Source organism: Butyrivibrio sp. FC2001 (assembly GCF_000424125.1).
GTDB lineage: Bacteria > Bacillota > Clostridia > Lachnospirales > Lachnospiraceae > Butyrivibrio.
This window is the reverse complement of the sequence record NZ_AUJH01000003.1, coordinates 402,993-428,004: the sequence shown is the minus strand read 5'-3', so window position 1 is coordinate 428,004 and position 25,012 is coordinate 402,993. Positions and strand designations below refer to the sequence as shown.

Annotated in this window: 22 protein-coding genes; all 22 read right to left on the bottom strand. The window is 42.0% G+C overall.

The features are described 5' to 3' along the window. Positions 1–2: 2 nt before the first annotated feature. The 22 genes from G601_RS0101825 to G601_RS0101720 all read right to left on the bottom strand — a co-directional run bounded on the left by G601_RS0101825 (position 3) and on the right by G601_RS0101720 (position 25,010). A complete protein-coding gene (locus G601_RS0101825; RefSeq protein ID WP_026664298.1) occupies positions 3–2,066 on the bottom strand; it encodes a glycosyltransferase family 2 protein in 2,064 nt (687 codons plus the stop codon). A gap of 4 nt (positions 2,067–2,070) precedes the next feature. After that, complete coding sequence (locus G601_RS0101820; protein ID WP_026664297.1) at positions 2,071–4,155, bottom strand: glycosyltransferase family 2 protein; 2,085 nt, start codon at positions 4,153–4,155, stop codon at positions 2,071–2,073. Between the two features lie 12 nt (positions 4,156–4,167). Further along, positions 4,168–6,294 carry a class I SAM-dependent methyltransferase gene (locus tag G601_RS25605; RefSeq protein WP_081673338.1) on the bottom strand — a complete coding sequence of 709 codons (2,127 nt, stop codon included), beginning with the start codon at positions 6,292–6,294 and terminating at the stop codon, positions 4,168–4,170. A 3-nt stretch (positions 6,295–6,297) separates the two neighbouring features. Further along, a complete protein-coding gene (locus G601_RS0101810; protein ID WP_026491545.1) occupies positions 6,298–7,632 on the bottom strand; it encodes an ABC transporter ATP-binding protein in 1,335 nt (444 codons plus the stop codon). A gap of 27 nt (positions 7,633–7,659) precedes the next feature. Next, entirely contained in the window at positions 7,660–8,685 is a 1,026-nt protein-coding gene (locus G601_RS0101805) for an ABC transporter permease (RefSeq protein ID WP_026491546.1), read from the bottom strand. Then, positions 8,685–9,251: a dTDP-4-dehydrorhamnose 3,5-epimerase gene (rfbC, locus tag G601_RS0101800; protein ID WP_026491547.1), complete on the bottom strand. Its 567-nt coding sequence runs from the start codon at positions 9,249–9,251 to the stop codon at positions 8,685–8,687. The genes G601_RS0101805 and rfbC overlap by 1 nt, the downstream gene beginning before the upstream one ends. A 21-nt stretch (positions 9,252–9,272) precedes the next feature. After that, positions 9,273–9,692, bottom strand: a complete 420-nt coding sequence (locus G601_RS0101795; protein ID WP_026491548.1) for a hypothetical protein — start codon at positions 9,690–9,692, stop codon at positions 9,273–9,275. After that, positions 9,682–10,551: a glucose-1-phosphate thymidylyltransferase RfbA gene (rfbA, locus tag G601_RS0101790; protein WP_026491549.1), complete on the bottom strand. Its 870-nt coding sequence runs from the start codon at positions 10,549–10,551 to the stop codon at positions 9,682–9,684. The genes G601_RS0101795 and rfbA overlap by 11 nt, the downstream gene beginning before the upstream one ends. Positions 10,552–10,669: 118 nt before the next feature. After that, the gene (locus G601_RS0101785) at positions 10,670–11,596 is read right to left on the bottom strand and encodes a glycosyltransferase family 2 protein (protein WP_026664296.1); all 927 of its coding nucleotides are present in this window, start codon (positions 11,594–11,596) and stop codon (positions 10,670–10,672) included. A gap of 112 nt (positions 11,597–11,708) precedes the next feature. After that, positions 11,709–12,797, bottom strand: coding sequence for a dTDP-glucose 4,6-dehydratase (gene rfbB, locus G601_RS0101780; protein ID WP_026491551.1), 1,089 nt, complete (start codon positions 12,795–12,797; stop codon positions 11,709–11,711). A gap of 87 nt (positions 12,798–12,884) precedes the next feature. After that, positions 12,885–13,223, bottom strand: coding sequence for a multidrug ABC transporter (locus G601_RS0101775; RefSeq protein ID WP_026664295.1), 339 nt, complete (start codon positions 13,221–13,223; stop codon positions 12,885–12,887). Further along, a complete protein-coding gene (locus G601_RS0101770) occupies positions 13,220–13,606 on the bottom strand; it encodes an EamA family transporter (protein ID WP_026664294.1) in 387 nt (128 codons plus the stop codon). Before G601_RS0101770 ends, G601_RS0101775 begins: the two co-directional genes overlap by 4 nt. Positions 13,607–13,608: 2 nt before the next feature. Further along, entirely contained in the window at positions 13,609–14,586 is a 978-nt protein-coding gene (locus G601_RS0101765) for an SGNH/GDSL hydrolase family protein (protein ID WP_026664293.1), read from the bottom strand. Positions 14,587–14,598: 12 nt separating this feature from the next. Further along, on the bottom strand, positions 14,599–15,624 hold the full coding sequence (locus tag G601_RS0101760; RefSeq protein ID WP_242834361.1) for a hypothetical protein: 1,026 nt from the start codon (positions 15,622–15,624) through the stop codon (positions 14,599–14,601). 74 nt (positions 15,625–15,698) lie between these two features. Continuing rightward, entirely contained in the window at positions 15,699–17,186 is a 1,488-nt protein-coding gene (locus tag G601_RS0101755) for an MBOAT family O-acyltransferase (protein WP_026664291.1), read from the bottom strand. Between the two features lie 25 nt (positions 17,187–17,211). Continuing rightward, complete coding sequence (locus G601_RS0101750) at positions 17,212–17,973, bottom strand: hypothetical protein (protein ID WP_026664290.1); 762 nt, start codon at positions 17,971–17,973, stop codon at positions 17,212–17,214. A gap of 22 nt (positions 17,974–17,995) precedes the next feature. Next, positions 17,996–19,174: a DUF6077 domain-containing protein gene (locus tag G601_RS0101745; RefSeq protein WP_026664289.1), complete on the bottom strand. Its 1,179-nt coding sequence runs from the start codon at positions 19,172–19,174 to the stop codon at positions 17,996–17,998. A gap of 2 nt (positions 19,175–19,176) precedes the next feature. Next, positions 19,177–19,803, bottom strand: coding sequence for a uridine kinase (gene udk, locus G601_RS0101740; protein WP_026664288.1), 627 nt, complete (start codon positions 19,801–19,803; stop codon positions 19,177–19,179). A gap of 21 nt (positions 19,804–19,824) precedes the next feature. Next, positions 19,825–21,330 (bottom strand): hypothetical protein, encoded by a 1,506-nt coding sequence (locus tag G601_RS0101735; protein WP_026664287.1) that lies wholly within the window; start codon positions 21,328–21,330, stop codon positions 19,825–19,827. Positions 21,331–21,341: 11 nt separating this feature from the next. Beyond that, on the bottom strand, positions 21,342–22,556 hold the full coding sequence (locus G601_RS0101730) for an MBOAT family O-acyltransferase (RefSeq protein WP_196808785.1): 1,215 nt from the start codon (positions 22,554–22,556) through the stop codon (positions 21,342–21,344). A gap of 311 nt (positions 22,557–22,867) precedes the next feature. Then, positions 22,868–24,046, bottom strand: coding sequence for an SGNH/GDSL hydrolase family protein (locus tag G601_RS0101725; RefSeq protein ID WP_026664285.1), 1,179 nt, complete (start codon positions 24,044–24,046; stop codon positions 22,868–22,870). Between the two features lie 28 nt (positions 24,047–24,074). Then, on the bottom strand, positions 24,075–25,010 hold the full coding sequence (locus G601_RS0101720; protein ID WP_026664284.1) for a glycosyltransferase family 2 protein: 936 nt from the start codon (positions 25,008–25,010) through the stop codon (positions 24,075–24,077). Between the last annotated feature and the right edge of the window lie 2 nt (positions 25,011–25,012).

The following is a 25,012-nucleotide window of genomic DNA, read 5'->3' as shown; positions in this document are numbered from 1 at the left end:
GCTCATGAATTGCGCAAACTACTGTACCCTTCGATATTGAGTGAAAAGTCACTTCTATCAAGTGAGAAATTCGGATTATAGTACGGATCCCCCTTATCCAGTACTTCCTTCCACTTATTCTTAAAGTGCTCTGACTCCTCATCATATCTTTTAGCATTCTCACCCTCGAGGTCAAGTCCTCTGGATGCTGACTCATAATGATACATCTCAGCAAAAGGAGTGAAAATGTTCAGGTATCCTTTTTCACGTAATTTCAAACAAAAATCAACATCATTGAGTGAAACCCGGAAGCCCTCATCAAATCCGCCAACCTCATCATACTTGGCTCTTGATACCATCAGACATGCCCCTGTCACTGCAGACATGTTCTGTGCATAGCAAAGTCTTCCCATATATCCCAGGTTCATACCCTCCTGTCCGTAATGACAATGCCCTGCTGTTCTGTGGGCTCCAAGTCTTAAAACAACGCCTGCATGCTGAATCTTACGATTGGGGAAATAGAGCTTTCCGCCAACAGCACCGACATCACTTCTCTGAGCATACATGAGCAGCTCTTCCAGCCAGTTTACAGTAATAACCTCAGTATCATTGTTAAGAAGAAGAATATAATCTCCTGTTGAATGCTTTACACCGTAATTAACTACTGCAGAAAAGTTAAAGGCAGGCTTTGATCCATCAGGATTGAGATTGCTCTTATCCTCATAAAAATCAACTATCTTAAGGACACAGCTCATAGCTCCGTTTCTGAGCTCATCATAATAAGCTCTTATTTCTTTAGAAGTACTGCCATTTTCAACAACAATAATCTCATAATTATCATAGGTTGACTTCTGATATATAGAAGTAAGGCAGCGCTTTAAGTCCTCCAGATGCTCACATGTGGGAATTATTATTGAAATCTTGGGTAATCCCTCAACTTCATAAGCGATCTTGAAAATAGTCTCAAATGCTCTGGTACTTGTTATCTTAAAATGATCGTAGCCATGTCTTCTGAGGTGATCGGCTACAGCTCCCCTTGCAGCATCTATTGCATAGCTCTTGGCACTTATGTCAGATGCAACGCTTCCTGCATGGGATCTCCAGTAATATAAAAGTCTGGGAATATGAACTATTTGCTCTGCCGCGTCAGTAAGTCTCAAGATCATATCGTGATCCTGACTTCCGTCAAACTTGGACCTGAACAGCTCTGTACCGTCAAGAAGTGTCCTCTTGAATACACTAAAATGGCAGATATAGTTGTTAGCTCTAAGGTTATCCGGCGCATAATCAGGCTTAAAATGCATCGTTATCATATGATCAATACTCTTACCGGAGAAGGTAGCCTCATCGCAGTAGAGGTAGTCTGCATTTTCTTCATTAATGGCCTTTACGTAATAGTAAAGAACCTCCGGATGAAGAATATCATCATGATCAAGGAGTCCTATATACTCACCCGAAGCAAGCTTTAAACACTCGTTGGTATTACCTGAGATACCGGTATTTTTCTCCAGTCTGTGATAGAGAATTCCGGATTTGTCGGATTTACCACCTCCTGCTCTCGCATCCTTCTGATACTCCTTAACGATGCTCTCCACATAATCATGCTCTGCATCAGAACCATCAGCCAGGCAAAGCTGCCAGTTTGTATAAGTCTGATCAAGAACAGACTCTATCATATCCCTCAGGAAATTCTCGGGAGTATTGTAAAGTGGCACCAGAATACTGATAAGAGGCATCTTTTCAAAGTGCTCAGCTCTCTCAGCTGCAATAGTCTCCTCTGAAGGAAAACTCTCTGTGCCATAATGAACCTTGGCTCTTCTCTCTATCTGCTTGTATTTAAGCTTAGCAATAACGCCGCTTACTGAACCTGCATTCTTCACACGATCTTTCTGACGGATCACAAAATGCATTGCATTTCTTGCAGGTGTGCTTGCTTTCCAGATCGGGTTATTTTTTATGCGGTTAAGCTTAAATTCCAGTTCCTGGTTCTTATCCTCAAGATCAGCTATTCTCTGTGCCAGATCAGCACTCTTAAGCTTCTCTTTTTCATATGCTGTTTTATAATCAAATTCTGTATTATCAGTCATTAACTTATTTCACCTTAAGTAAATTTGCTACCCAGTTTATCAGTTTGAGGCTGCCCGTCTGATCGAGCGCCGCCATTCCCACCTGATAATATCCGGGTGCCAGCTTCCCTGCAGCAATCCTTACCTTATATCCGGTAAGGTCAACATCTATCTGGTCCTGAAGCCTTAACTTTATGTCCGGTCTGTACCATGTATAAACCGGCATACTGTATACCACCGAAGAAGCGGGTCTTGATCCATCATCTGAGCGTTCAACCTGTCGAAGGACCAGTCGTCTCTCAAAAAATGCATTGTCTGAACCTATAACAAAGCTGTAGCCCTTTACAAAGTAGCCATCAACCACATCTCCGTCACGGACGCCATACATCCAGTTTTCCATGGTACCCGCATACTCGACACCGATTCTAAGACATGCATCTTCCCTTGCTTCAGCAAAGCCGTCCTCATGTACCTTAATGCTGTGATAAGGAATATCAAGCACCGGAGTGAAGTCTTCACAGGGAATGATAGCACTTATGGTCTCATCATCTGTAAGGTACTTACTATAGAAAGGATCCTTGTTATAGAATCCCGGATGTCTCTTCATCAAAACCTCGTACTCACTGGCAAGGCGCTCCATCTTCTTCATATCAAGAGTATCAAGTCCTCTGCTGAGTGATTCGTGATGATAAAGGCTGATATGGTTACAGCAGACATTGTAATAGCCCTTCTGATACACGCTGTAACACAGGTCAACATCATTAAATGCAACCGGAAGCTCCTCAGGGAAGCCGCCAACCTCATTAAATTTCTCGCGGCTGAGCATCAGGCATGCACCTGTAGCGCCTATGAGATTATGTATTCCTCTGTTATATCCAAAATAATGTGACTTCTGGTCATGCATTCTCTGAAGCTTGTGCACAGGACCAAGTCTCACGTTAGTGATTCCAGCATGCTGTATAAGGTCAGAATCCGGGTAAAGGAGCTTAGCACCAACCACACCAACGTGCCTGAGCTGCGCCTGTGAGAGCATCTCTCTGAGCCAGCCATCCTGCGTAGCTTCTATATCATCATTTAAAAACAGCAGATACTCACCGCCCGAACGAGTAGCACCGCGGTTACACATGTGTGAAAAATTGAACTCTTCCACCTTGTACAGATAAGATATATTGGTAAGTCCGCCTGTCTTATCTATCTGATTTATATAAGAGCCATATCTTACTCTGTTATAAGCACTGCTGCCGTTATCCACAACAACAATCTCATATTTTATATTCTTTTCGTGAGTAGTATTAACTATAGATTTTAGGCACTGGAAAAGGATATCCGGATGATCCTTGGTAGGGATGATTATGCTAAGGGTCGCAGGCTTCATAAGCATATGTCTTGAATTATGAAAACCTCTTCCATAAAACACATCTGTCTCAGGATCTCTGTGGAACAGGATCTCACCTATATGTCCAATAGGAAACTCCATATCCGCTCTTTTTGCAAAGGCTCTCTCCTCGATTGCGAGCATACAGAACAAAACGTCAGCTGAGAGCATGCTTGCTTCACGGCCAACAGCCTCAGGGGAATTCTTCTTAACTCCTGTAGTTCCCCCCAGCATCTTGAGAGCATTATCGTATTCAGCAGCTGCTGCCTCGTAGGTATTAGCCCTGCATGCAAATACGCTGCCAATATAAAAAGCATTCAGATAAGTATCCGGTGACCAGTCAGGCTTAAAATACGGATGTCCGTACTTTCCTCTGCCGATCATCTCATCCTCATCACCGTAAACGACATTTATCTCCGGATGAGCTTCAAAATATCTTCTGATATTCTCGACCGCATGTCCGGCAAGTCTTCCCTTAGGGCTCACAAAAATCAGGATCTTCTCAGCTGTAGCAGTAGGATCCGCATCCATCCACACCTTGGTGTAGGATACAACCTCTGTGTAAAGCTGAAGTCTCCCCGTGACTTTGGAAGCAGCCCCGCCTGATACCATTATGGGGTGCTTTTCCTGTCTGTGCTCCCAGATGTTATAGGCATTCTTACATTCCTTAACCTTTTTCTGGTAGCCCCTTTTTCTGTTGTTAATAAGAATATTCTTAGCGACTTCTTTTAACATTTTTCACTGCCCTTAGCCTGGAAGCAGTTTCCTCTTTATCTTGCGAAGGAACTCTCCCTTCTCCTCCGTAGTCTCTTCCTGCCCTACTCTGAGTGAATCCTCAAGTGTTGTGGCAGTTTCTTTCGGAATAAGCGTTGTCATCATTGTTATTTTAAGATGATTTTCGCGCTTTTTCTCTATTCTGTCATCAGCGAAACCAAATTCAATATTGGGATCGTCTGTACCGAATACAATACTATCCTCTGAAATCCAGGATCCGTTGGGGTGTATTGAAATATAAGTCTCACCATCCTCTACGGACACATCATTCCAGATTACCTGCTTGATAGTTACTATACATGTAGCAAATGCAGGATCAATACGGATATTCTGCACGCTGTCATTGCACTCTACATCCAAAGTAACCATATTATGATCATCGTATGTATCATCAGGGAAAATGGAATCATCTTCACTGTATCCATCGCCCTCATCAACATATATCTGAATCTCTTCAGCGCTTCTTGCAGTCTCGGTTGAGCCGGCAAGCTCCTTAGGAACAATTGCCGTTCTTCCTATCATCTTCCAGAGCTCGACGAAGGATTTTCTTCTACCTGTAACGTACTTCTGGAAGTCAGCTTCCTCACTGAGAAGTGACTTGATATCATCATCTGAGATACCGATCTGCTCATAGAGTGCTTTGACATCAAGCTTGTCTCTGCTTCTGTCCTCCAACATGTAGCTGTAAAGAGCTCTGAACGCTATCTCCTTCGGCGGTATGCATTTTCCGTAGGTCCACTCGTAATCAATGATTGTCCATATAGGACCATTAACCAGAATATTAGGGAAAATAAGATCATAATCCGTCACAGGATAATCCGGTCTGTATCCCATCCTTCGCATGTACTCTCTGAAAAGAGCGTTGAAGGAATCCATATCATCAGATTCAAGGCACGCATCAAAAAGAGCTGTAAGCGGTATACCATTTACAAATGAGAACATCGCACATCTTGATTTCTCATCAAGCTGACAATCATTGACCTCAAGGTCTCCGCCTCTGTATCTCTCGCGCAGTGCGTAGTAAGCGTCCTGCATACTGAAAATGTGATCCTCAGCAGCCTCGGTAAGAGGATACTTCTTGATCAGCTTTCTTCCAAGCTTATCGACCACGATATCTGTTCTTATCTTGAACTCATCCGCGCGGTCGTTTGAATATTTGCAGTAAACAGTGTCAAACCCAGGTCCAATAATGACCTCAAAGGAATTGGCAAAATCTGCATACATTCCATCGTTTATAAGACATTCGTATGCCCTTTTCTCATTAAAAAGAAGAAGTCTGTCTCTGTCGTAATTACGTACATTATCCTGCAACTCTCCGTATGCCGGAAGATATTTATCTGAGTGAAGCGCAGTCATAAGCTTGTAGTCAGGATAAGGGTAGTAAAAATGATAATCATTCATACCACACTTCTTAAATATCCTGATAAGACCGCTTCTTGTGAAGGTTCTTGCAACTGAATCCTTGGAATAGCCCTCTATTCCATCAAAATAACCACCAAGATGATCTTCAGCAGCACCGGCGAAGTATTTAAGTCCGATCCTGTTCTCAATGGCGATAACGATTCGTCCGTCCTTCTTCAGGTGCTTCTTAAGCATGATAAGGAAATTCTCATAGGGATTCTCTGTTCCGATATATCCCTGTCCATACTCAAATACACCGATAAGGAAAATGAAATCAAAATCAGTCGGAAGATCAGGCTCGATATCCCTGAAATTACCAACATGAATGGTTACATTGTCACAATCTGAATTTCTTGTGGCATTTATCTCACTTCTGCGTCTTGAAAGATCACAGGCAATTACCTCGCCTGCCTTTTCAGAGAGCATACCTGTGATAGCACCGCAGCCGGCACCAACCTCAAGAACCTTCTCCTTGCCGGTCATGGGTATCCACTCGACAATGTTACTTCTGAGCTCTGAAAGATGATAAAGAATCGGCCAGCTTGCCTTCTTCTCGATAATCTCAGGATACTCTTCCTTCTTATGCTTTCTAACAATGTCGAATATTTCCTGCTCAACAGGACCATCACTGTACAGGTCAAGTCCTGCATAGTGCTTGAAATTCAGTTTTACATTCCCAATAAATACTTCTTCCTGCATGTCTTAATCCTTTTTAGCATCACTTACGTTAACTGTCGATTCCATATCGACATATCCAACGGTGTTCTTATCAGAAACCACCGTAATATTCAGTGCATCATAAAGACGGTGATATACAACAAAGTCGTCCTGTTCAAATCCTGTTACACCAAAGGAAACAAGATATTCGCCTCCCTGCAAAAGCATCCTCTGCGTGAATGTAATATCCTTCTCATCCCCCGCATGTACAGGCTCCAGGAACGCTTTTTCAACCATAGAATTGGTTCCTGTAATCTCTATTCCCATTACATTTTTAATTGTAAAAGCAAAAATCGGAGCATTTATATCTTTAAGGAACTTCACCTTCATGTGAATAGTGAACTCTGTTCCCTTAATAACCGAATTAGTCTTAAGTCCCTTGGAATCTGTGGCATAGAATTCCGTAATCTTCGCCGCATTATTACCATATTCAAGAAGATCCGAATTCTCAGTGGTGTTTGCAGCCTCCTGCTCTTTTTTCTCAGCTGTGGCTTCTTTATTACCATCTGCCTTTTTACCGGCAGCCTCTCTGATATCCTCATCCTCAAGCAACGACTTAAAGTCATTCTCCGGAAGCGGGTACTGACCGACAAGAACCTGTTTATAGATGTCGATCATCTTCTTAGGAGTTCCCTCGCCAAGGATAACACCCTGATTGAGAAGAACTGCCCTGTCACAGTATCTGCTTATCGTAGAAAGATCGTGGGATACGAAAAGTATCGTCTTACCCTGCTTCTTAAACTCCTCAAACTTGTGATAGCACTTAGCCTGGAAGAATACGTCTCCTACTGAAAGCGCCTCGTCTACAATAAGTATCTCAGGATCAATGTTTATTGCAACCGCAAAGGCCAGTCGCACAAACATACCGCTTGAATAGGTCTTAACAGGCTGATAAACATAGTCTCCTATATCAGCAAATTCAAGGATTGAATCCATTCTGGCTTTGATCTCTTCCTCTGAGAAGCCGATCATCATACCATTTAAGAAAATGTTATCAATTCCATTGTACTCCATATTAAAGCCGGCACCCAGCTCAAGAAGTGCTGAAATATGTCCATCAACCTCAACAGATCCGGAGGTCGGTGACAATACACCGGTAATAATCTTAAGAATTGTTGATTTTCCTGAACCGTTAGTTCCGATAATTCCAATGGTCTCACCTTTTTTAATAGTGAGATTGACGTGGTTTAGTGCAAGGTGCTCTGTGTAGCCATTTCCCTTAAGGAGACCAAGGGCATCCTTTAACCTGTCGGAATTCTTGTTATAAAGTTTATACATTTTAGTCAGGTCAGAGACCTGAATCGCTATATCTTTATCCATAAAGTAGTCTTTCCGTGCCAGAAATTATCAAAGTACATCTGCAAATTGCGGTTTTGTCTTTTTGAAAATTACAGAGCCTATGCAGAACAAAGCTACAACCACTATCCAGAAATAAGTACTTGAATAGAAATGCTCAAAGAACCACTCATCGCCATAAACAGCATTCCTGTAGCCTTCAACAATATAGGTCATTGGATTAAGCTTAATAATCCACTTATACTTATCAAATCTCTCAGCATTTATATTCCACAATACAGGAGTAGCCCACTGCCCTACCTGAAGAACGATAGCAAGAATCTGGGTAAGATCTCTGAAAAACACCACAACTGCGCAGGTTGTATAGCTTAGTGATAATACCAGAATAAACTCACAAATAGCATAATAGAAAATCTGAATAGAATAAATTGTCGGATAATAACCATACATGCAGGCTACTATAAGCATTACTCCTGCAAAAAATACATGAATAAAAAGTGCTGCAATAATCTTTATCAACGGAAGGATGCTTATCTTAAAGAGCACCTTTTTAACAAGATAATTGTACTCAAGAAGAGAAGTAGTACCATTCATCCATGCTTCAGTAAAGAAAAACCAGGGCACAAGACCTGTTGTCAAAAACAGAACAAAAGGAACTTCCGTGCCGCCACCGGCAAGCTGACCCTTCTGAGGTAAAAACACACTAAAAACAAACCAATACATCAAAACAGTGACCACTGGCTGAGCCAGTGCCCACACAACGCCCATATAAGAGCCGGCATATCTCTTTTTAAAATCGTTTATCGCCAATCTTTTGATGAGCTTTCTTGAATTAAAAAGCTCCACCGGAAGAACCATGAGCTTATCATACCAGGCAGTAAACAGTATCATCGACATTACGATGAGTATACATGCGCATATCTTCTTCAGCATCTCTGTATGCTGGTCTGCAAGAGGATTGGAATGCAGAACGATTATCAGCATAAGAACAAGTGCAAGAGCATAGAATATGCCAAGTCCAACCTGCTTGGGAAGCTCACTTATGATTGGCAGTTTCTCAGCTTTTCCTTTAGCCATTACTTAACTCCACGATCCTTTTTATAATCAGAAAGTGTTCCCCACTTTGTATCCTTCTCTGAAAGAGTAAGATCTGCCTCGTTCTCATAAGGCCATTCAACACCGATCTCGGGATCCTTAAAGAGGATTCCGCCTTCATCATCTGGATGATAAAAATCAGTACACTTATAAGCAAATTCAGCATAATCGGAAAGAACAAGGAAGCCATGTGCAAATCCCTTAGGAATGAAAAACTGCTTCTTATTCTCTGCTGAAAGGACAACGCCGAACCACTTACCGAAAGTAGCTGAGCCCTCGCGAAGATCTACTGCAACATCAAAAACCTCACCCTTGATAGCTCTTACAAGCTTATCCTGAGGGAAGTTTTTCTGGAAATGAAGTCCTCTTAATACTCCCTTTTTGGATGCGGACTGATTATCCTGAACAAATTCCATGTCGATACCTATCTTCTCAAAATCTCTCTTTGAGTAGGTCTCCATGAAATAACCTCTCTCATCTCCAAAGACCTGAGGTGTTATTACCTTAAGTCCTTCAATCTCGCATGTCTCAACATTTAACTGACCCATTTTAAATATATTCCTCCAAAATCAATTAGCATTTCCTTCTAATACGCCCGGAGCTTCATGAAGCATTCCGTGCTCATCAGGTACGAGCTCAGCATTACCTGAAGATATGCCACCTTCAGTAGGCCTGTTCTTTTCCACAGGCTCATCCGCATTTGCAGGTACCGGAACATTATCCACTACCACGACAACTGACGGTCTCTGCTCGCTCTTATCAAAAAAATCACTGGCGGTAAGAAATCCCTTGAGATTATCTCCGATCTGCTCTCCATAGGCTGTTTCCATAGTATCACCCTCGGAAACAGCAACCTCGGTCTCAGGAGCCTTTCCACTGCCTATCATGGAATTAATCTTATCTCTGTTTGCAGCATAAACTACCACTGCAATAAGAACCATAGTGGTAATTACAGCCAATATAGACAATCTGAATGTCTTAGAGTCCATTTGCTACCTCAACAAGATATTTGCCGTAGTCGGTCTTCATAAGAGGCTCAGCAAGCTTAAGAAGCTGCTCCTTGCTGATAAATCCTCTCTTGTAAGCAATCTCCTCAATACATGAAACATAAAGTCCCTGTCTCTTCTGGAATGCGCAGACGAAATCAGCAGCATCAAGAAGAGAATCATGATTTCCTGTATCAAGCCATGCAAAGCCTCGGCCCATGGTCTCAACACGGAGCTCACCTCTGCGAAGATACTCATTATTAACACTTGTTATCTCGATCTCGCCTCTGGCTGAGGGCTTTACGTTTTTAGCTATATCAATAACATCGTTGTCGTAGAAATATAATCCGGGAACCGCATAATTGCTCTTGGGATGCTCAGGCTTCTCCTCGATGGAAATAGCCTTACCATTTTCGTCAAACTCTACAACACCGTACTCTCTGGGATCACGAACATAGTATCCAAAGATTGTTGCACCCTTATCTCTGGAAGCAACCTCCTTAAGGAGCTTACTAAAGCTCTGGCCATAGAAGATATTGTCACCAAGAACAAGTGCCACGCTGTCATTACCGATAAAGTCAGCACCGATAATAAATGCATCAGCAAGTCCTCTGGGCTCCTCCTGGATTGCATATGAAAATGACATTCCAAGCTGCTCACCGGTTCCGAAAAGATCCTCGAATATAGGAAGATCTCTGGGGGTAGAGATTATAAGTACCTCTCTGATCCCTGCAAGCATCAGGGTTGAAAGAGGATAATAGATCATAGGCTTGTCATATACAGGCATGATCTGTTTTGAAATCGCTCTTGTAAGCGGATAAAGTCTTGTTCCGGAACCTCCGGCAAGTATAATTCCCTTCATGGATAATACCTCCAAAATCAACAATATTAATTCAATTTATCTATATCATTGATAAACTTACACCATCTTATACTATAACATAAACGGCGTTATCTATCATTTGTTTGTGCTTAAATTCTTACTCGCTTTTACGAACTTCATCTATGATGAATGGCGGACGGGATCTGGATGCATCAAGCGCGCGCCACACATATTCACCAAGGATTCCCAAAGTCAACATAATAAGTCCCGTTGCAAAGAGGACTACGCACATAAGTGATGCATATCCGGCTATCGGAGTTCCTACAGTAAGCTTCTCGTATATTGCGCCAATTATTCCCACAAAGGCAGCCAACGCTACAAGAGTACCTATCATGCTTATAGCCCTGATGGGAAAGTAGGAAAAGCTCATCATGGAATCCACCACAAGTTTATACTTTTTGGCAAAGGTCCAGCGGGATTTACCTACTGTCCTGTCCTTTCTGTGGAAATAAACCTTGGCAGATTTAAAGCCAATCCACATAACCTGAAGTGTAAGGGATGAATTTTTCTCATCCATAAGCTGGATGACCTTGATTGCCTGTCTGTCCAGGAGATAGCAGTCACAGCCACCCTGGGGCATATCTTTATTTATAGTCTTTCTTACAAGCCAGTAGTACATACCTGCAAAGAACTTCTTTACAGCACCCTCGTCTCTGTCAGCTCTTATCGCAAGAACAACCTTATTGCCTTCCTTCCATTTCTCGTAGAGATCCAGAATAAGTGTGGAATCCTCCTGAAGATCTGCCTGCTTGGTAACTGCACAGTCACCGGTGCACACAGAAAGACCTGCAAGGATTGCAGCATGCTCACCAAAGTTTCTTGAGAGCCTTGTGCAAACCACATTCTTATCCTGCGCAGCTATTTTGTTCATGATCTCCCAGGAGTTATCCCCTGATCCATCATCAACAAAAACTATCTCATAATCTCCAAGCTTCCCGAGAATTTTTTCCTTCATATCCTCGTAGAGCATCTCGAGTGTATCTGAATTGTAATACACCGGAACAACTATTGATATTTTACTCATTTTTTCTCCATGCCCGATGAGGGCTCTATAACGCAACAATAGAGAGCCCGGTAAAATAGCCTTACCAAAGCTCTCCTGTTATATCTATATTACTGCCTAACCAATTAAATTATCAAAACTTACTGCTGTACATGTCATCGTAGTACTTCTGATAGTCTCCGCTTGTCACATGCTCCATCCAGTCCTCATGAGCAAAGAACCACTTGATTGTCTTTCTGATGCCTTCCTTGAACATTGTCTCAGGCTCCCATCCAATCTCAGCCTTAATCTTATCAGGAGCGATAGCATAACGACGATCATGTCCCTTTCTATCCTCAACATAAGTTATAAGGTCATAAGTAAGCTTCTCTTTTCTGGGATCAGAATCATCAAGGGACTCACGAAGCACGTCGATGATTGTCTGAACGATCTCAATGTTCTGCTTCTCATTGTGTCCGCCGATGTTATAGGTCTCAAAAAGTCTGCCCTTTTCCTGAACCATGTCGATCGCCTTAGCGTGATCCTCAACATAGAGCCAGTCACGAACGTTTTTACCATCACCGTAAACGGGAAGTGCCTTGCCCTCAAGTGCATTGTGGATCATAAGAGGTATAAGCTTCTCCGGGAACTGGAATGGTCCGTAGTTATTGGAGCAGTTAGTAATATTTGCAGGGAACTTATATGTATCCATATAAGCCTTAACAAGCATGTCTGAGCTTGCCTTACTAGCTGAGTACGGGCTGTGGGGATCGTAAGGTGTTGTCTCATAAAAATATGCGTCAGGATCCTCAGGAAGTGAACCATAAACCTCATCTGTACTTACATGAAGGAATTTCTTACCTTCCTTATATGAGCCATCGGGAAGCTCCCATGCCTTCTTAGCTGCATTCAGCATTGTAGCTGTACCAAGAACGTTAGTCTCAACGAAAATCTCGGGATTAACGATTGATCTGTCAACATGGCTCTCAGCCGCGAAATGTACAACGCGGTCGATGTCGTTCTCCTCAAAAATCTTGTTAATAGCCTCTCTGTCGCAGATATTAGCCTTAACAAATGTATAGTTATCTCTGCCCTCTACGTCCTTGAGGTTCTCAAGGTTACCTGCATAGGTAAGGACATCCACATTGATAATGCGAATCTCATTGTCATACTTTTTAAACATGTAATGAATGTAATTGGAACCGATAAATCCGGCACCGCCTGTTACAAGATATGTTCTCATAAACCCTCCGTAATTATATACGATGAAAAATCTCTAATGTATTCTAACTGTTTAAAGAAATAAATGCAAATCCTTTAAATCATGATGTTACATCAGGTAAAAAATCAGAATTCCGCTTAAAATCAGCACCATTCCTGCAAGCTTGGATTTCGTGATCTTTTCCTTAAACAAAAATCTGCTAAGAAACATAACAAGTATGTATCCCACGGGCTCAATGATCACCACATACATATATGGCATGTGTCCGTAGCAGATAATTGCCACAAGCATGGAAATGACCAGAAGTCCATAGCCGCCTATAACAAGGACGTTAAGGTACTGCCTTATAAAATTAGGGTATTCCTTCCCTGAGCTTTTCTTAAGTAGTATCTGGGAAACAGATGCAAGGAGCTGCCCAAACAGCGCAAGTATTATGAAAGGAATCATTTTGCTCCTCCCTTCATCTCTTCGCTAGCATCAGCTTCTTCCGAAGGTCTGTTAAGAATAATAGTTCCTGCTATAACCAGTGCCACGCCTACTATCTTAGGCACAGTCACCTTTTCATGAAATAGCCATACACTCCAAAGAAGTGACCACAGAAGGGTCATCGCCTTATTGGCATAGGCTATTGAAAGCTCGAAACGCTTTAAAAGCTGCTGCCACATAACGGCATAAATTCCAAGCACCGCAAAATCCAACAGATAAAGCAGTATAAATTCTTTTGATAAAATTCTGTAATTCGATACAAGCTTACTGATAACAGTAGTAAGTGAATATATCAGTACAGCTCCCTGAAGTACCAGAATTGCAGTAAGTCCGTTCTTTTTCATAATTATCCGTAGATCACCTCTGCAAAATGAGTGGCGATAACCTTATTGGCATCCTTGTTTACATGAATGTTATCTAGAAGATAATCCGCACTGTTACCCTCATCAATTGTTCCATAGTAGTTATCCACAAAGGAAACACCGGTCTCACCGCAGGTATCTATCATATGCTGAAGATATGTTGTAAGCTTACCGTTACCAAAGTCTACTCTGTCGCCATTTTTCAGAACTCCGTCTGAGTCATAGGCATAGCAGAAGGTAAAGGACATGCATACGATTCTGATAAAAGGATATTTTTCCTGAATCATTTTTATTCCTGAATCAAGGGCGCCCATATATGTCATGGGATCCATCGGATTACCGGGATTCATTCCGGGGCGAAGCTTTATATAATCAGTTGCATCGTAGTAGATTACAAGCGTATCCACAGTATTCATATCCAGAGTGGCAAGCTTCTCGGCTTGTTCCTGCATGGTATTATCACCAAGTCCCCATGTGGAGTCGACGATGCTCTGTACATTACCCTCCGTAAGTCCCTTGGCAATACTGTAAAAGCTGAGGCCATCATAGTAATCTCCCTCGCCCTCAGGGCTTGCAAGAGCCATGGTACTGCCTGAAAAACCGGCATTTATAACCTCAGCACCTGTCTTATCAGCTATCTGAGCACAGACACCGTCCTCTGACATGTCATAGGTAATCGCATCATTACCGAGCACAAGGATTGTCTCCTTGCCATCATCCTCGTGGCCTTCCCTTTTTTCAGAAGGAAGTAAAAAGATCTGATCGAGACGCTCAACCTCATACTCGGAAGCATCTACCTCAACCTGCTCCAGCTCTCTTCCCTTGTTCCACTTAACCAGCTTGATCGCTCCAAAAGCAATAAGTGCGACTATAAGTCCCAGTACAACAAGGTGGACCCATCCGGGTATTCCGCCTTCACTGTTCTCTTTTTTCCTTCTCTTATCTGATCTGAAATCCGCCATAAAAACCTCTCTTTAATACTCCTCCGAAAAGAGCGCCTCAAAATCAAACTCCTCCACAATGCGTCTCATTTCATTAAGCTCATTTTCAAATTCCTCGATATTCTTAACCTCATGCGTTCCATCTGCGAAGCATTCAGTCATATATCGGTTGATCCTTGGATTATAGTGCGTATAATCCGCATAATTGTTTAAGTCTGTCACTACTTCTTCCATATTCTGAAAATAGAACAGATGCACATTATCATACTGCAAAAGCTCATTTGCCGCAAATTTGTACTGATTCACTGTGGCTTCCATATGGTTTTCCGTAAGTACATTATTCCAGTAAAGAATGCTATAGGGCGGGAAAAAGATATAAAAATCAGTATCCGGATTATCTCTTATGAAGGGGAGAATATTCACATCGAGATTCTCCTTCGTCTTTGGAAGTAAAAGTTCCGGATCCATCTCCTCACTCACAGGCTCAGGAGCCTCATAGCCATGCATTACATACTGGATATTGTAGTAATCCTCTGTCCACCAGCTGGCATAGACCTCCGATAAGTTCGTGCCCTTCTTCTGGATGATCGGCTTCAAAATATATTCAAGCAAAACATCCTTATTCCACAGGTACTTAACATCGTTTATTGGATTCTTATCGTAGAGGTACATGGGAAGCTCATACTTGATCTCATCCACCTCTGCTGTGAGAGTAGGAATATCCAGCCCCAGGAAAACCGCCTTAACCTTATTATTCTTCCTGGCAGGAGTCTTCTCATCAAATACAATGCTGAGAATATTGTAATCATCCCTCGGATAAGCACCGCTATAGGAAAGCTTAAGCGTATTAAGCCCCATAAGCTCATTAAAATCATCTGTATGAAAATTAACTGTCATGGATGACCCTATGATACAGCTGTCATAATCCATCCACTCTGCCATCCCGGGATTCTGAGAGAGCTGGTTATCAACAATATACGGAAATCCCGGGAGAGGTGCATGATAATGGAAAAACGGATCTATATAAATAACAAGAGCCGAAACCATTATTAAAATCAACAGCACCACACATATAAAACGTCTTATAAAGTTTTTTCCACCTTTGCTTTTTAAGCTCATATATGATCACCAAATTAAAAATTCACATAAAGGAAGGTACTTACTCCGCCAAGACTGAGCACGCACCAGACAAACAGTATACCGTACGCTACGGATACTGCCCACTTTTTCATCTTGTTTTTATCATCTTCAGAGGTTATTACATTCGCGCTTCCTGCAGCAATCTTCTTCGCAGTTTTGCCCCAGAACACTAAAAGCGCAGACACACAGAGAATTATCCACATGCAGATGTAATTACTCTTGTTCCAGTTAGGAATGGGCGTAACCTTAAAGACATACCATATCTCATCCACCATGAAGCATTCAGCAAATTTAATGGATATATGGAGCCCGCTCCAGGCATCAGGGTTAACTATTTTGCAAAGAAGTGTCATGGCATCTGAAAGTGAAGGTGCTCTGAAGAACACCCACGCAGCCGTCACATACATAAAGGTAAGGAGCACCTTCAAAGGATTTTTCCTCCCACTGCCTGCTTTTTTTCCACAAATTCTTGTAAGGACCATCAGAACACCGTGCATCATTCCCCATACAATAAAGGTCAGCCCTGTTCCGTGCCAGATACCGCTTATAAAGAACACTATCAGAATATTTAAATAGGTTCTGACTACTCCCTTCCTGCTTCCGCCAAGGGGGATATAGATATATCTTGTAAAAAACTTAGTAAGCGAAATATGCCATCTGTCCCAGAATTCTGCGATATTTCCGGAGGTATAGGGAGCATCGAAGTTCATCTGAAGCTCCATTCCAAGCATTCTGCATATTCCCTCCGCCATATCACAATAGCCGCTAAAATCAAAGTAAAGCTGGAAGGAATAAGAAACCGCAAGAATAACTGCATCAAGGGCGGTCATACCTGCAAGACCTGCGTAGCCATAATCCACAGCCTCACCAAGGACCTGCGCCAGGATTACCTTTTTGAAAAGTCCCAGCGTAAAGAGCATGATTCCTGCTGATATATCATCCGAATTAATTCTTCCGGAAGGTAACTTTTCAAGCCCCTCCTTTATGCTCTTATGGTCCGCGATAGGTCCCTGAAGGATTTTGGGGAAGAAGGTGATATAGCTAAGGTAATCCAATGCATCAAAGCTATCCTCTTTTCCCAGGTCAGCCACATACATTATCTGTGAGAAGGTATAAAAGCTTATGGCTACAGGCATAGCTCCTGTTCCAAAGTATTTAAAGAAACAAAGTAGGATAACATTTAAGATAATTGCAGAAATCTTATAGAGTCTTATGAGCCAGTCATCTGTGTTTCCGTTGCATTTTTTAAGTCTCCTGGAAATTCTGAATAAAAACAGAAAGTTACCAAGTATACTGCTGCCGAAAATCAGCACGCTAAACTGTCCGTACCCCACGAAAAAAAAGGCTGACATCGCTATCAGCCAAATTTTCATAAGCTTCTCCTTAAAACCATTCTCAGGATAAAAGCTCTGAATCACCCATACTCCGGCCAAAAACACCGGCAAAAATATGAAGATAAAAGAATATGAATTAAATGTCATATTTACCTGCTACCACGGGCACTCATTACTGAACGTACTCCGCATCCTCGTAAATGTTATAGCCCTCAACATTATCAACAAGTGTAAGTCCCATTTCCTCAAGGGATACATCTATTTCCTTACTCTCATGCATAACTATATATCTGCATTGCGCCTGCCTTGTTGCCTCAAGAAGCTCCTCGGCATTTATGACCTCAGTGTTTTCAAAGGCCTCATGAACCGCATTGTAATAGTTCCAGTGAATAATATCACGGCCATAGGGCATGAGAATATTTGTATCATACTGTCTTACATACTGTAAAAGCTCTGAAGGGAAAACCGCTCTGACCCTGGGTTCTGTCTCCTCAGGTCTTATCACATCACATATTTTCACAACAAGCTGCGGAATATGATAGGCATTTTCTGCCTTGAACATATTCTCATTTTTATAAACAAGACTTCCGCACAGAATAATCGCCGCACTGACAGCAACAAGTCCAATGCGTTTATGATTCATGAAAAGCTTGCAGCCGGCATACGCTATACATGCCCCGATGGGAATCAGCCACATAAGTCTGTAGTAGGTGTCCCCGCCATCGCTCAAAACCCTCACGTACACCTTTCTGGTGAGCGGAATAAAAAATCCCACAAGCACCATAAGCGGAGCAACGGCTATAACAAGTCTTTTCCTATTATCCTTTTCAGCGATCAGAAGATAGATCAATGATGCAACAAAAAGTGCCAGAAGATACCCATTACCACCGTATTGTTTAAAGATATCCCAGCACTCCATAAAAATTCCGTACATAAAATGTCTCCCCTGGATATTTTTAAAGAGAAGTATAAATTAGCAGATATACTCCCGTCGGAATTACTGACAGCAAAGCTTTGGGAATAATCCTAAAGTCTCTGGTGTAAATGAGAAGCAAAAATGAAAACAGTCCTGCCAGAGCTGTTCCAAATATGATTCCCATGGAGCTCATTATTCCTGCTGCCATGTTAAGGAAAAACAGTAGCAGCCAGGTGCTGTTTCTTACAATTCTAAGTCCTCCCGCTGTCTCTTCCTTCCACAAAAATCCGGGCTTTCTGCAGTCGTCAAACATCCACAAAAAGAGCCAGATAACAAAAGGAATGACAAAGTTCGCAACCATGGCCTTTCCCTGCCAGGTTCTCATCATGAGGAATGTCTCAGGTGTATAGATTGAAGTATTTCCAAACATTGTAAACATCGAGATAAAGATCATGTATACAGGAATCATGTCCTGTCTGACACCGAGCAGGATGCGTCCCATCTCAAGATAGATCAGATAAACCATGGGAATTATGAGAAGTGGCATAATAGTATGAGATACTATAGTCGCATGAATTCCACTCATTTTAGCTATAAAGGCTATCCAAATAGGAAATACCGCCATGGCATGTCTGATATCAAGCGCGGTGGAGCTTCCTGTATAGGGAAGAATGGTGTTCATAACATCCGCCTGCTGAGCCAGAAGTGATTCCACAACATAGTAGGAATCGTCTCCATCAAAGGGTGCCATTGTCACTGCCTTATACAGCTGGAAAAGTACTATTAGGAAAAATATCCCCCAATACAACAGGCTTTCTCTTGTGTACTGAAACTTCATAACCCTTACGTCAGTCCTTGGACTCATGAGGGCTTCGGGCTTTGATCTCTCATCTCCCGGAAAAAACAGATAGAACAGATTGCTGTTTTTATCATATTCTCTCTGGATTTCCCAAATCTTAGAGGCGTAGCCTGCTATCGCAAGAATACCCTCTATACTTGCAAACACGATGGTGCACTTATGAAAAGCCCCATATTGTATCCTGATCATGCACCAGATGGCGATGACCTCGAATACAGCAAAGGACAAAAGATATCCGCATAAAAAATTTATCCCGATGGTCTTTTTGGTGGTGGGCAATATTTTCTGAATTAAAAGTCCCATCCCCATCGGAACTATAAAAAGCCATAATATTAGAGCAAGAGCGGATAATACCACCATACTCAGTTGACCTCCTCGCGCAACATTGCCTTCAAGTGCTCTGTAAAGATATTGATACCTGTGAGGTTCTCTCCACCTCTGGGAATAATAAGATCTGCGTACTTTTTACTGGGCTCTACAAACTGCTCATGCATAGGCTTAACTGTTTCTGAATACTGAGTCAGAACTGAAGCCACGCTTCTTGCACGCTCTATGGTATCTCTTCTGATACGGCGCATAAGTCTCTCGTCTGCATCAGTGTCAACGAATACCTTTACATCCATAAGATCTCTTAACTGCTTATTTTCAAGAATAAGAATACCCTCAAGAAGTATAACCGGCTTGGGAATTACATGTACGGTCTGCTCGGATCTGTTGTGAATAGCGTAATCATAAACCGGGATATCAACTTCCTCGCCATTTTTCAGCTTCATTACATCACGAATCAGAAGCTCTGTATCAAAAGATGACGGATGATCGTAGTTAAGTCTTGATCTCTCATCATAAGAAAGATCGTTGTGAGCCTTATAGTATGAGTCATGGCTTATTACCACGATATCATCACCAAACTGTTCTCTGATTCTGTTTACGATGGTGGTCTTTCCGGAAGCAGAACCTCCAGCTATTCCTACGATACAAATTTTATTCATAAAACCTCTCTCTTTCACGGATCATTCCTCTATCTCATAGTTGTGAGAAGACTCACAGTATATATGAGAGAGCACTTCACCGCTTTCATTATCATAAGTTATAAGTTGAACATCCTCACTTAAATGATCATCATCATATAAGAAATTATTGTTCTCATCTGATGTAAGATACAACAAACGGAATCTTTTCTCAATAGGAATATATGTCATTTCTCCCATTGAGGTGGTCATATTTTCGATTGACTCATAGTCCACAGCCTCATAAATATTGCCTGAAGCCCTGTCTACAAGCAGGAAATACTGCTGATGATTATTGGCAGCCTGTTCTATTTTATCCGTTCCCGACAAATTTGAAACAATATGTCTAAACCACGGATCCTGTAATGCAGGTGAATCCTCTGTAAGATACAGGATAGCACTGGCCTTGTTAAGCGAAAGCATGTTGAGCTGTGTGGAAAGCTGTCTGTATCTTACTGACTTATCCTTAAGCTCGTCATTATAATCCGCAAGGAGCTGATCCCACTTTGAATACTCTGCATCTCCTCTGTGATCAGGAAGATCGGCATTCTCAGAAAGCCATGCCCCGATATAATCAGTAACCTTCTTAGCTCCTGTAGTTGACAGATGACCGGGGTCGCTCAGATCAACCTTGGGATCGATTATGTCTCCCATCTGAAGCATGTTGATATAAGGCACTCCATAGGCCTCCGCTATGTCTGCTGCTGAATTGGCGGACTGAAAATCCTGAGGCTCTCCGGCAAAGGGAAGGAAAGTTAAAACAATTCCTATGCCGTCTCTCTGGCACTCATCTATGATCTTCATAAGGTACTCCTCGCACACGGTGTGCTCCGGGAGTCTTGCCTCATTATCATATTCGTAGTCGTAGGTAATATCATCCTCAAGCTCGTGCTTCATCTCAGCACCCATGAGCATGTTGTACTCGGATTTTCCTGTAAGCTTCTGGAAATCCTTCTGCTCCAGTTCATTCCATCTGTTGTGATACACGATAAAATCAAACAGATACTGCTTCTGTATCTCCGGATCATGTACAAGATCCTTAACTGCTGCCATTTTGAGCTTACTAAGCGGATATGCGTCCATATTGAGGTGGAGCTGACTTATGGCTGCCTGTCTGAATTCCTCGGGAGTCTCCTCGTACATCTCATCAATGTACTCATAGTTTCTGTCCATCATAAAGCAGTCAACAACCACATAATCGGGTTTGCAGTAGTCAAGCGCTCTTATAAGCTGCCAGTAGCTCTCCTTTAGCAGGCTTCCGTGACCTCCAAGATTGTAGGATGTTATTCCATATTCCTCATAAAGATCCAGCGGATTTATACCGTTTATAACATGCGACGATCCGATGAAAAGTACATCAAGATGGTCTTGTTTTGCTTCTTCAAAGAAGTCCTTGTTTTTCATGTAACTGGTCTTGCGCTCAGTCACAAGCATTACCGTTACAAGTACGCCTGCAAGCAGCACAAGAAATATAAATGTTTTTATAATAAGAATCAGTTTTCTCTTCATGACGTAATTCCTTAAAAGTTCTGATAAATAAAGCCGGCAGCATCATATCCGGGTCCCCATATTCCACAGGTTACGATAAGAACCACAGCTGCAATATATATAAGCCACCTGAGCCATATGCCCTGGTTTTTGATCTTCTCTGCTATGCTAATTCCATATTTATTGGCTATATCCACACCTATAAGAAGCCCAATGGATGCCATAAGTAGAAGCACGTTAGGTCTGTCCAGGCCAAGCTCATAAATTGTGCCCTTTGAGATAAACCACGGTGCAGGCTTCCAGATATTAAGAACCATGTACACAGCAGCCTTGATATCCTGAACCCTGAAGAATATCCATGCAATATTTACCAGCATGAAGGTGATGATAATCTTTATAAGCCTGTGTGAAAAGCTGTTCTTTTGTACCTTGAATACTTCACAAAGCTTCTCTCTTGCCGGTGCAAGCATATGACCTGCAACCTGGTAAACTCCGTGAAGAAGTCCCCATATTGCAAAGGTATAATTAGCGCCATGCCAGATTCCACTCAATATAAACACTATCAAAATGTTGATATATTTTCTTGTTTTACCCTTCCTGTTTCCCCCAAGAGGAATATATACGTAATCTTTAAACCATGATGAGAGGGAGATATGCCATCTTCTCCAGAATTCCTGCACGTTGGCCGAAAGATAAGGAGCATTAAAGTTCTTCATAAGATCAAAGCCCAGAACCTTGGCACATCCAATGGCAATATTACTGTATCCGCCAAAGTCACAGTAAATTTCAAAGGTATAGAGAATTGAAGCAATAAGTGTGGCCGTTCCTGCATATTTAACAGGATCACCATATATTGTTCCAACGATAATAGCGCATCTGTCTGCTATCACCATTTTCATGAAATAGCCCCACATCATCTGAAGCAGGCCGTCTCTCATTCTCTCATATGAAAAGTCGTTAGGCTCCCTGAACTGTCTGAGCATGTGTCCTGCACGCTCTATGGGACCTGATGTAATCTGAGGGAAGAAGGAAATAAACAGCGCCAGAATAAAGAAATTCTTCTCTGCGTAAAGGTCTCCCCTGTAAACATCAACCATATAGCCTATGGCCATGAACATGAAGAATGACATTCCCACAGCTGAGAGGAAGGTCAGTCCACTATATTTGGAAAGACCAAGTATTATCAGGTTTGAAATGATCACAACAGCAAGAACAGCCTTCCGCTTTGCATCTTCAAACTTTTCCATGATCCTTGCGCCAAAGTATACAGAAAGCGATGTAAATAAAAGAATCGGAAATCCTCGTAAATCCAGTGAAAGATAAAATCCCCAGCTAATCAAAAAAAGCCAGATATGTCGAAACTTAGCGGGAATCAAAAAATAGATGAGCGCCATAGCCGGCAAAAAGATTAAAAACTCGAAAGAAATCAACTGCATTGTTCGACCTCATAGTATAAAAATGTGCGGATATAATTCCGCCTAAATTACATAACAGTATACCAAAATTATGTAAATAAAAGAAGTGTCGGCTTTATAAACCGACACTTCTTAAAATATCATTATTTTTTCAGGCTATCTTTATATGCCCAGAAGTCAAAGCTATTGATCTCCAGATAAGGCATCTCGCTGTCGTCCTTACCTCTAAGCTTCTGAATCGTGTGTGCAAGAACAGCTGCGTAGATCTGTCGTCCTTTTTCATTGTAGTGCAGACCGTCGGCAAGATAATCCTCTGCTGTCTCATTCTTTAAGTCAAACTGGGAAGCATACATGGAATCAAAGTATGTGATTCCCATAGAGCTTGCCAGATTACTGGCAGTATTGGCGTATTCTGAAAGGGTACCAATTCCTTTACTTACAGAAAAGCTGTCACCGATAAATACGCCTTCGCCATTATACCAATAACCATAGGAGGGTCCGCAAAGAATAAAATCTGCATCAGGGCTTATAGCCTGTAACTCACCAATACCTGCTGAAAGGGCTCCACTATATGTATGAGGATCAAGTCCTGCTGATGAGTTGTACAGATCTTTTCCGTTTATATAGTCATTTGCACCATATTCTATGATGTAAAGATCAACATTCTTAGGCTTAACCTTCTTAAGCTCATTTCCTGCAGGATACTGATCAAGGAAATCTGTTTTAATCTTACCTGCAAGTGCATAGCAGATTCCAATGAAGCTTGAATCATCAAAGGTCTCTAAATCTGTGGACATCTCCCTTCCAAGAGATGCTGCCGTTCCGCCAATCGCCAGGTTGTAAAATTTCACCTTTTTACCAAGAAGTGAGCAGGTATATGCGGGAATATCAGAACCTGTTCCTCTTGCATTATCAAACTGACTATCTCCGATAAAAACTATATCATAGTATTTATCTTCTTCATCTTCCTTGGTCTCTTCTACTTCTGTAGTCTCAACAGGCTGCTGAACCTCTTCTGTGGGAACCTCAGGTACAACGATCTCTTCCTCTGTAACAGAAATATCTGCACTTGCTGAAGCAGTATCACCATCAGTAACTGCGCTGTCACCATTTTGATTCTCAGTATTCTGCTCCTGAGTTATCTCTTCAGATGATGCAGCGTCTGCTGCGCTTGCCGCATTACTGGAATCAGCAACGCTTTCCTGCTCCTGACTAACTGTAGTGTCATTCTTTTTGGATGTGAGCTTTGAAGGATCTCCGCATCCAAAAACTGTAGCTGCCATTACTATAGCTAAAATACTTGTAGCAAATCTTTTTTTCATAGATTACCTCCTAACGCAAAAGGCCGGATTACAATAGCCTTTTCTTCTCGGAATGGAGACTGATAAGTCGCATTTCGAATTCACGCCTGTGGTTAATTGTCATGTTGTGCAATATCATACCTGCAAACAATGACAAAATCGCAGCAAGCATTACAAATCCGCATACGATGAGAGTAGGGAACCTCGCAACCAATCCCGTCTCAAGATATGCCGCAAAGATCGGAACAAAGAACCCCACGGAAATAAGTGCCAAAATCAGAGCAACAATAGAGAAAAATCCCATTGGCTTGTAGTCTCTGTAAAGTCTGGCAATTGTCATGAGCACTCTCATGCCATCCGAATATGTGTTGAGCTTTGATTCAGATCCGGCAGGTCTGTCACGGAATTCGATGATATAATTCTCAATCTGCATATGGTTGTTGACTGCATGAATAGTCATCTCGGTCTCAATCTCAAATCCGGTAGACAAAACAGGGAATGTCTTGGCAAATTCAAAGCTGAAAGCGCGGAATCCTGTCATGACATCTCTGATATCGCAGTCAAAAAGATGATTGATACTTCCTCTTACAAGGCTGTTTCCAAAATTGTGAAAAGGTCTCTTATTCTCCGTAAAATATGTAGATGAAAGTCTGTCACCTACAACCATATCTGCATTTTTCTCAAGAACCAGTTCACACATTCCGGGAGCAGAATCCATAGGATATGTATCGTCGCCGTCAACCATGATGTAGCATTCAGCGTCTATCTCTCTGAACATCCTCCTAATAACATTTCCTTTTCCCTGCATGTACTCATGACGAACAACTGCGCCATTAGCTTCAGCGATCTCTGCTGTGCGGTCTGACGAATTATTATCATATACATAAATCACCGCATCAGGAAGAGCCTCCCTTGAATCCTTAATAACCTTTTCAATTGTCTGCTCTTCATTGTAGCAGGGAACAAGAACTGCTATCTTATCCATCT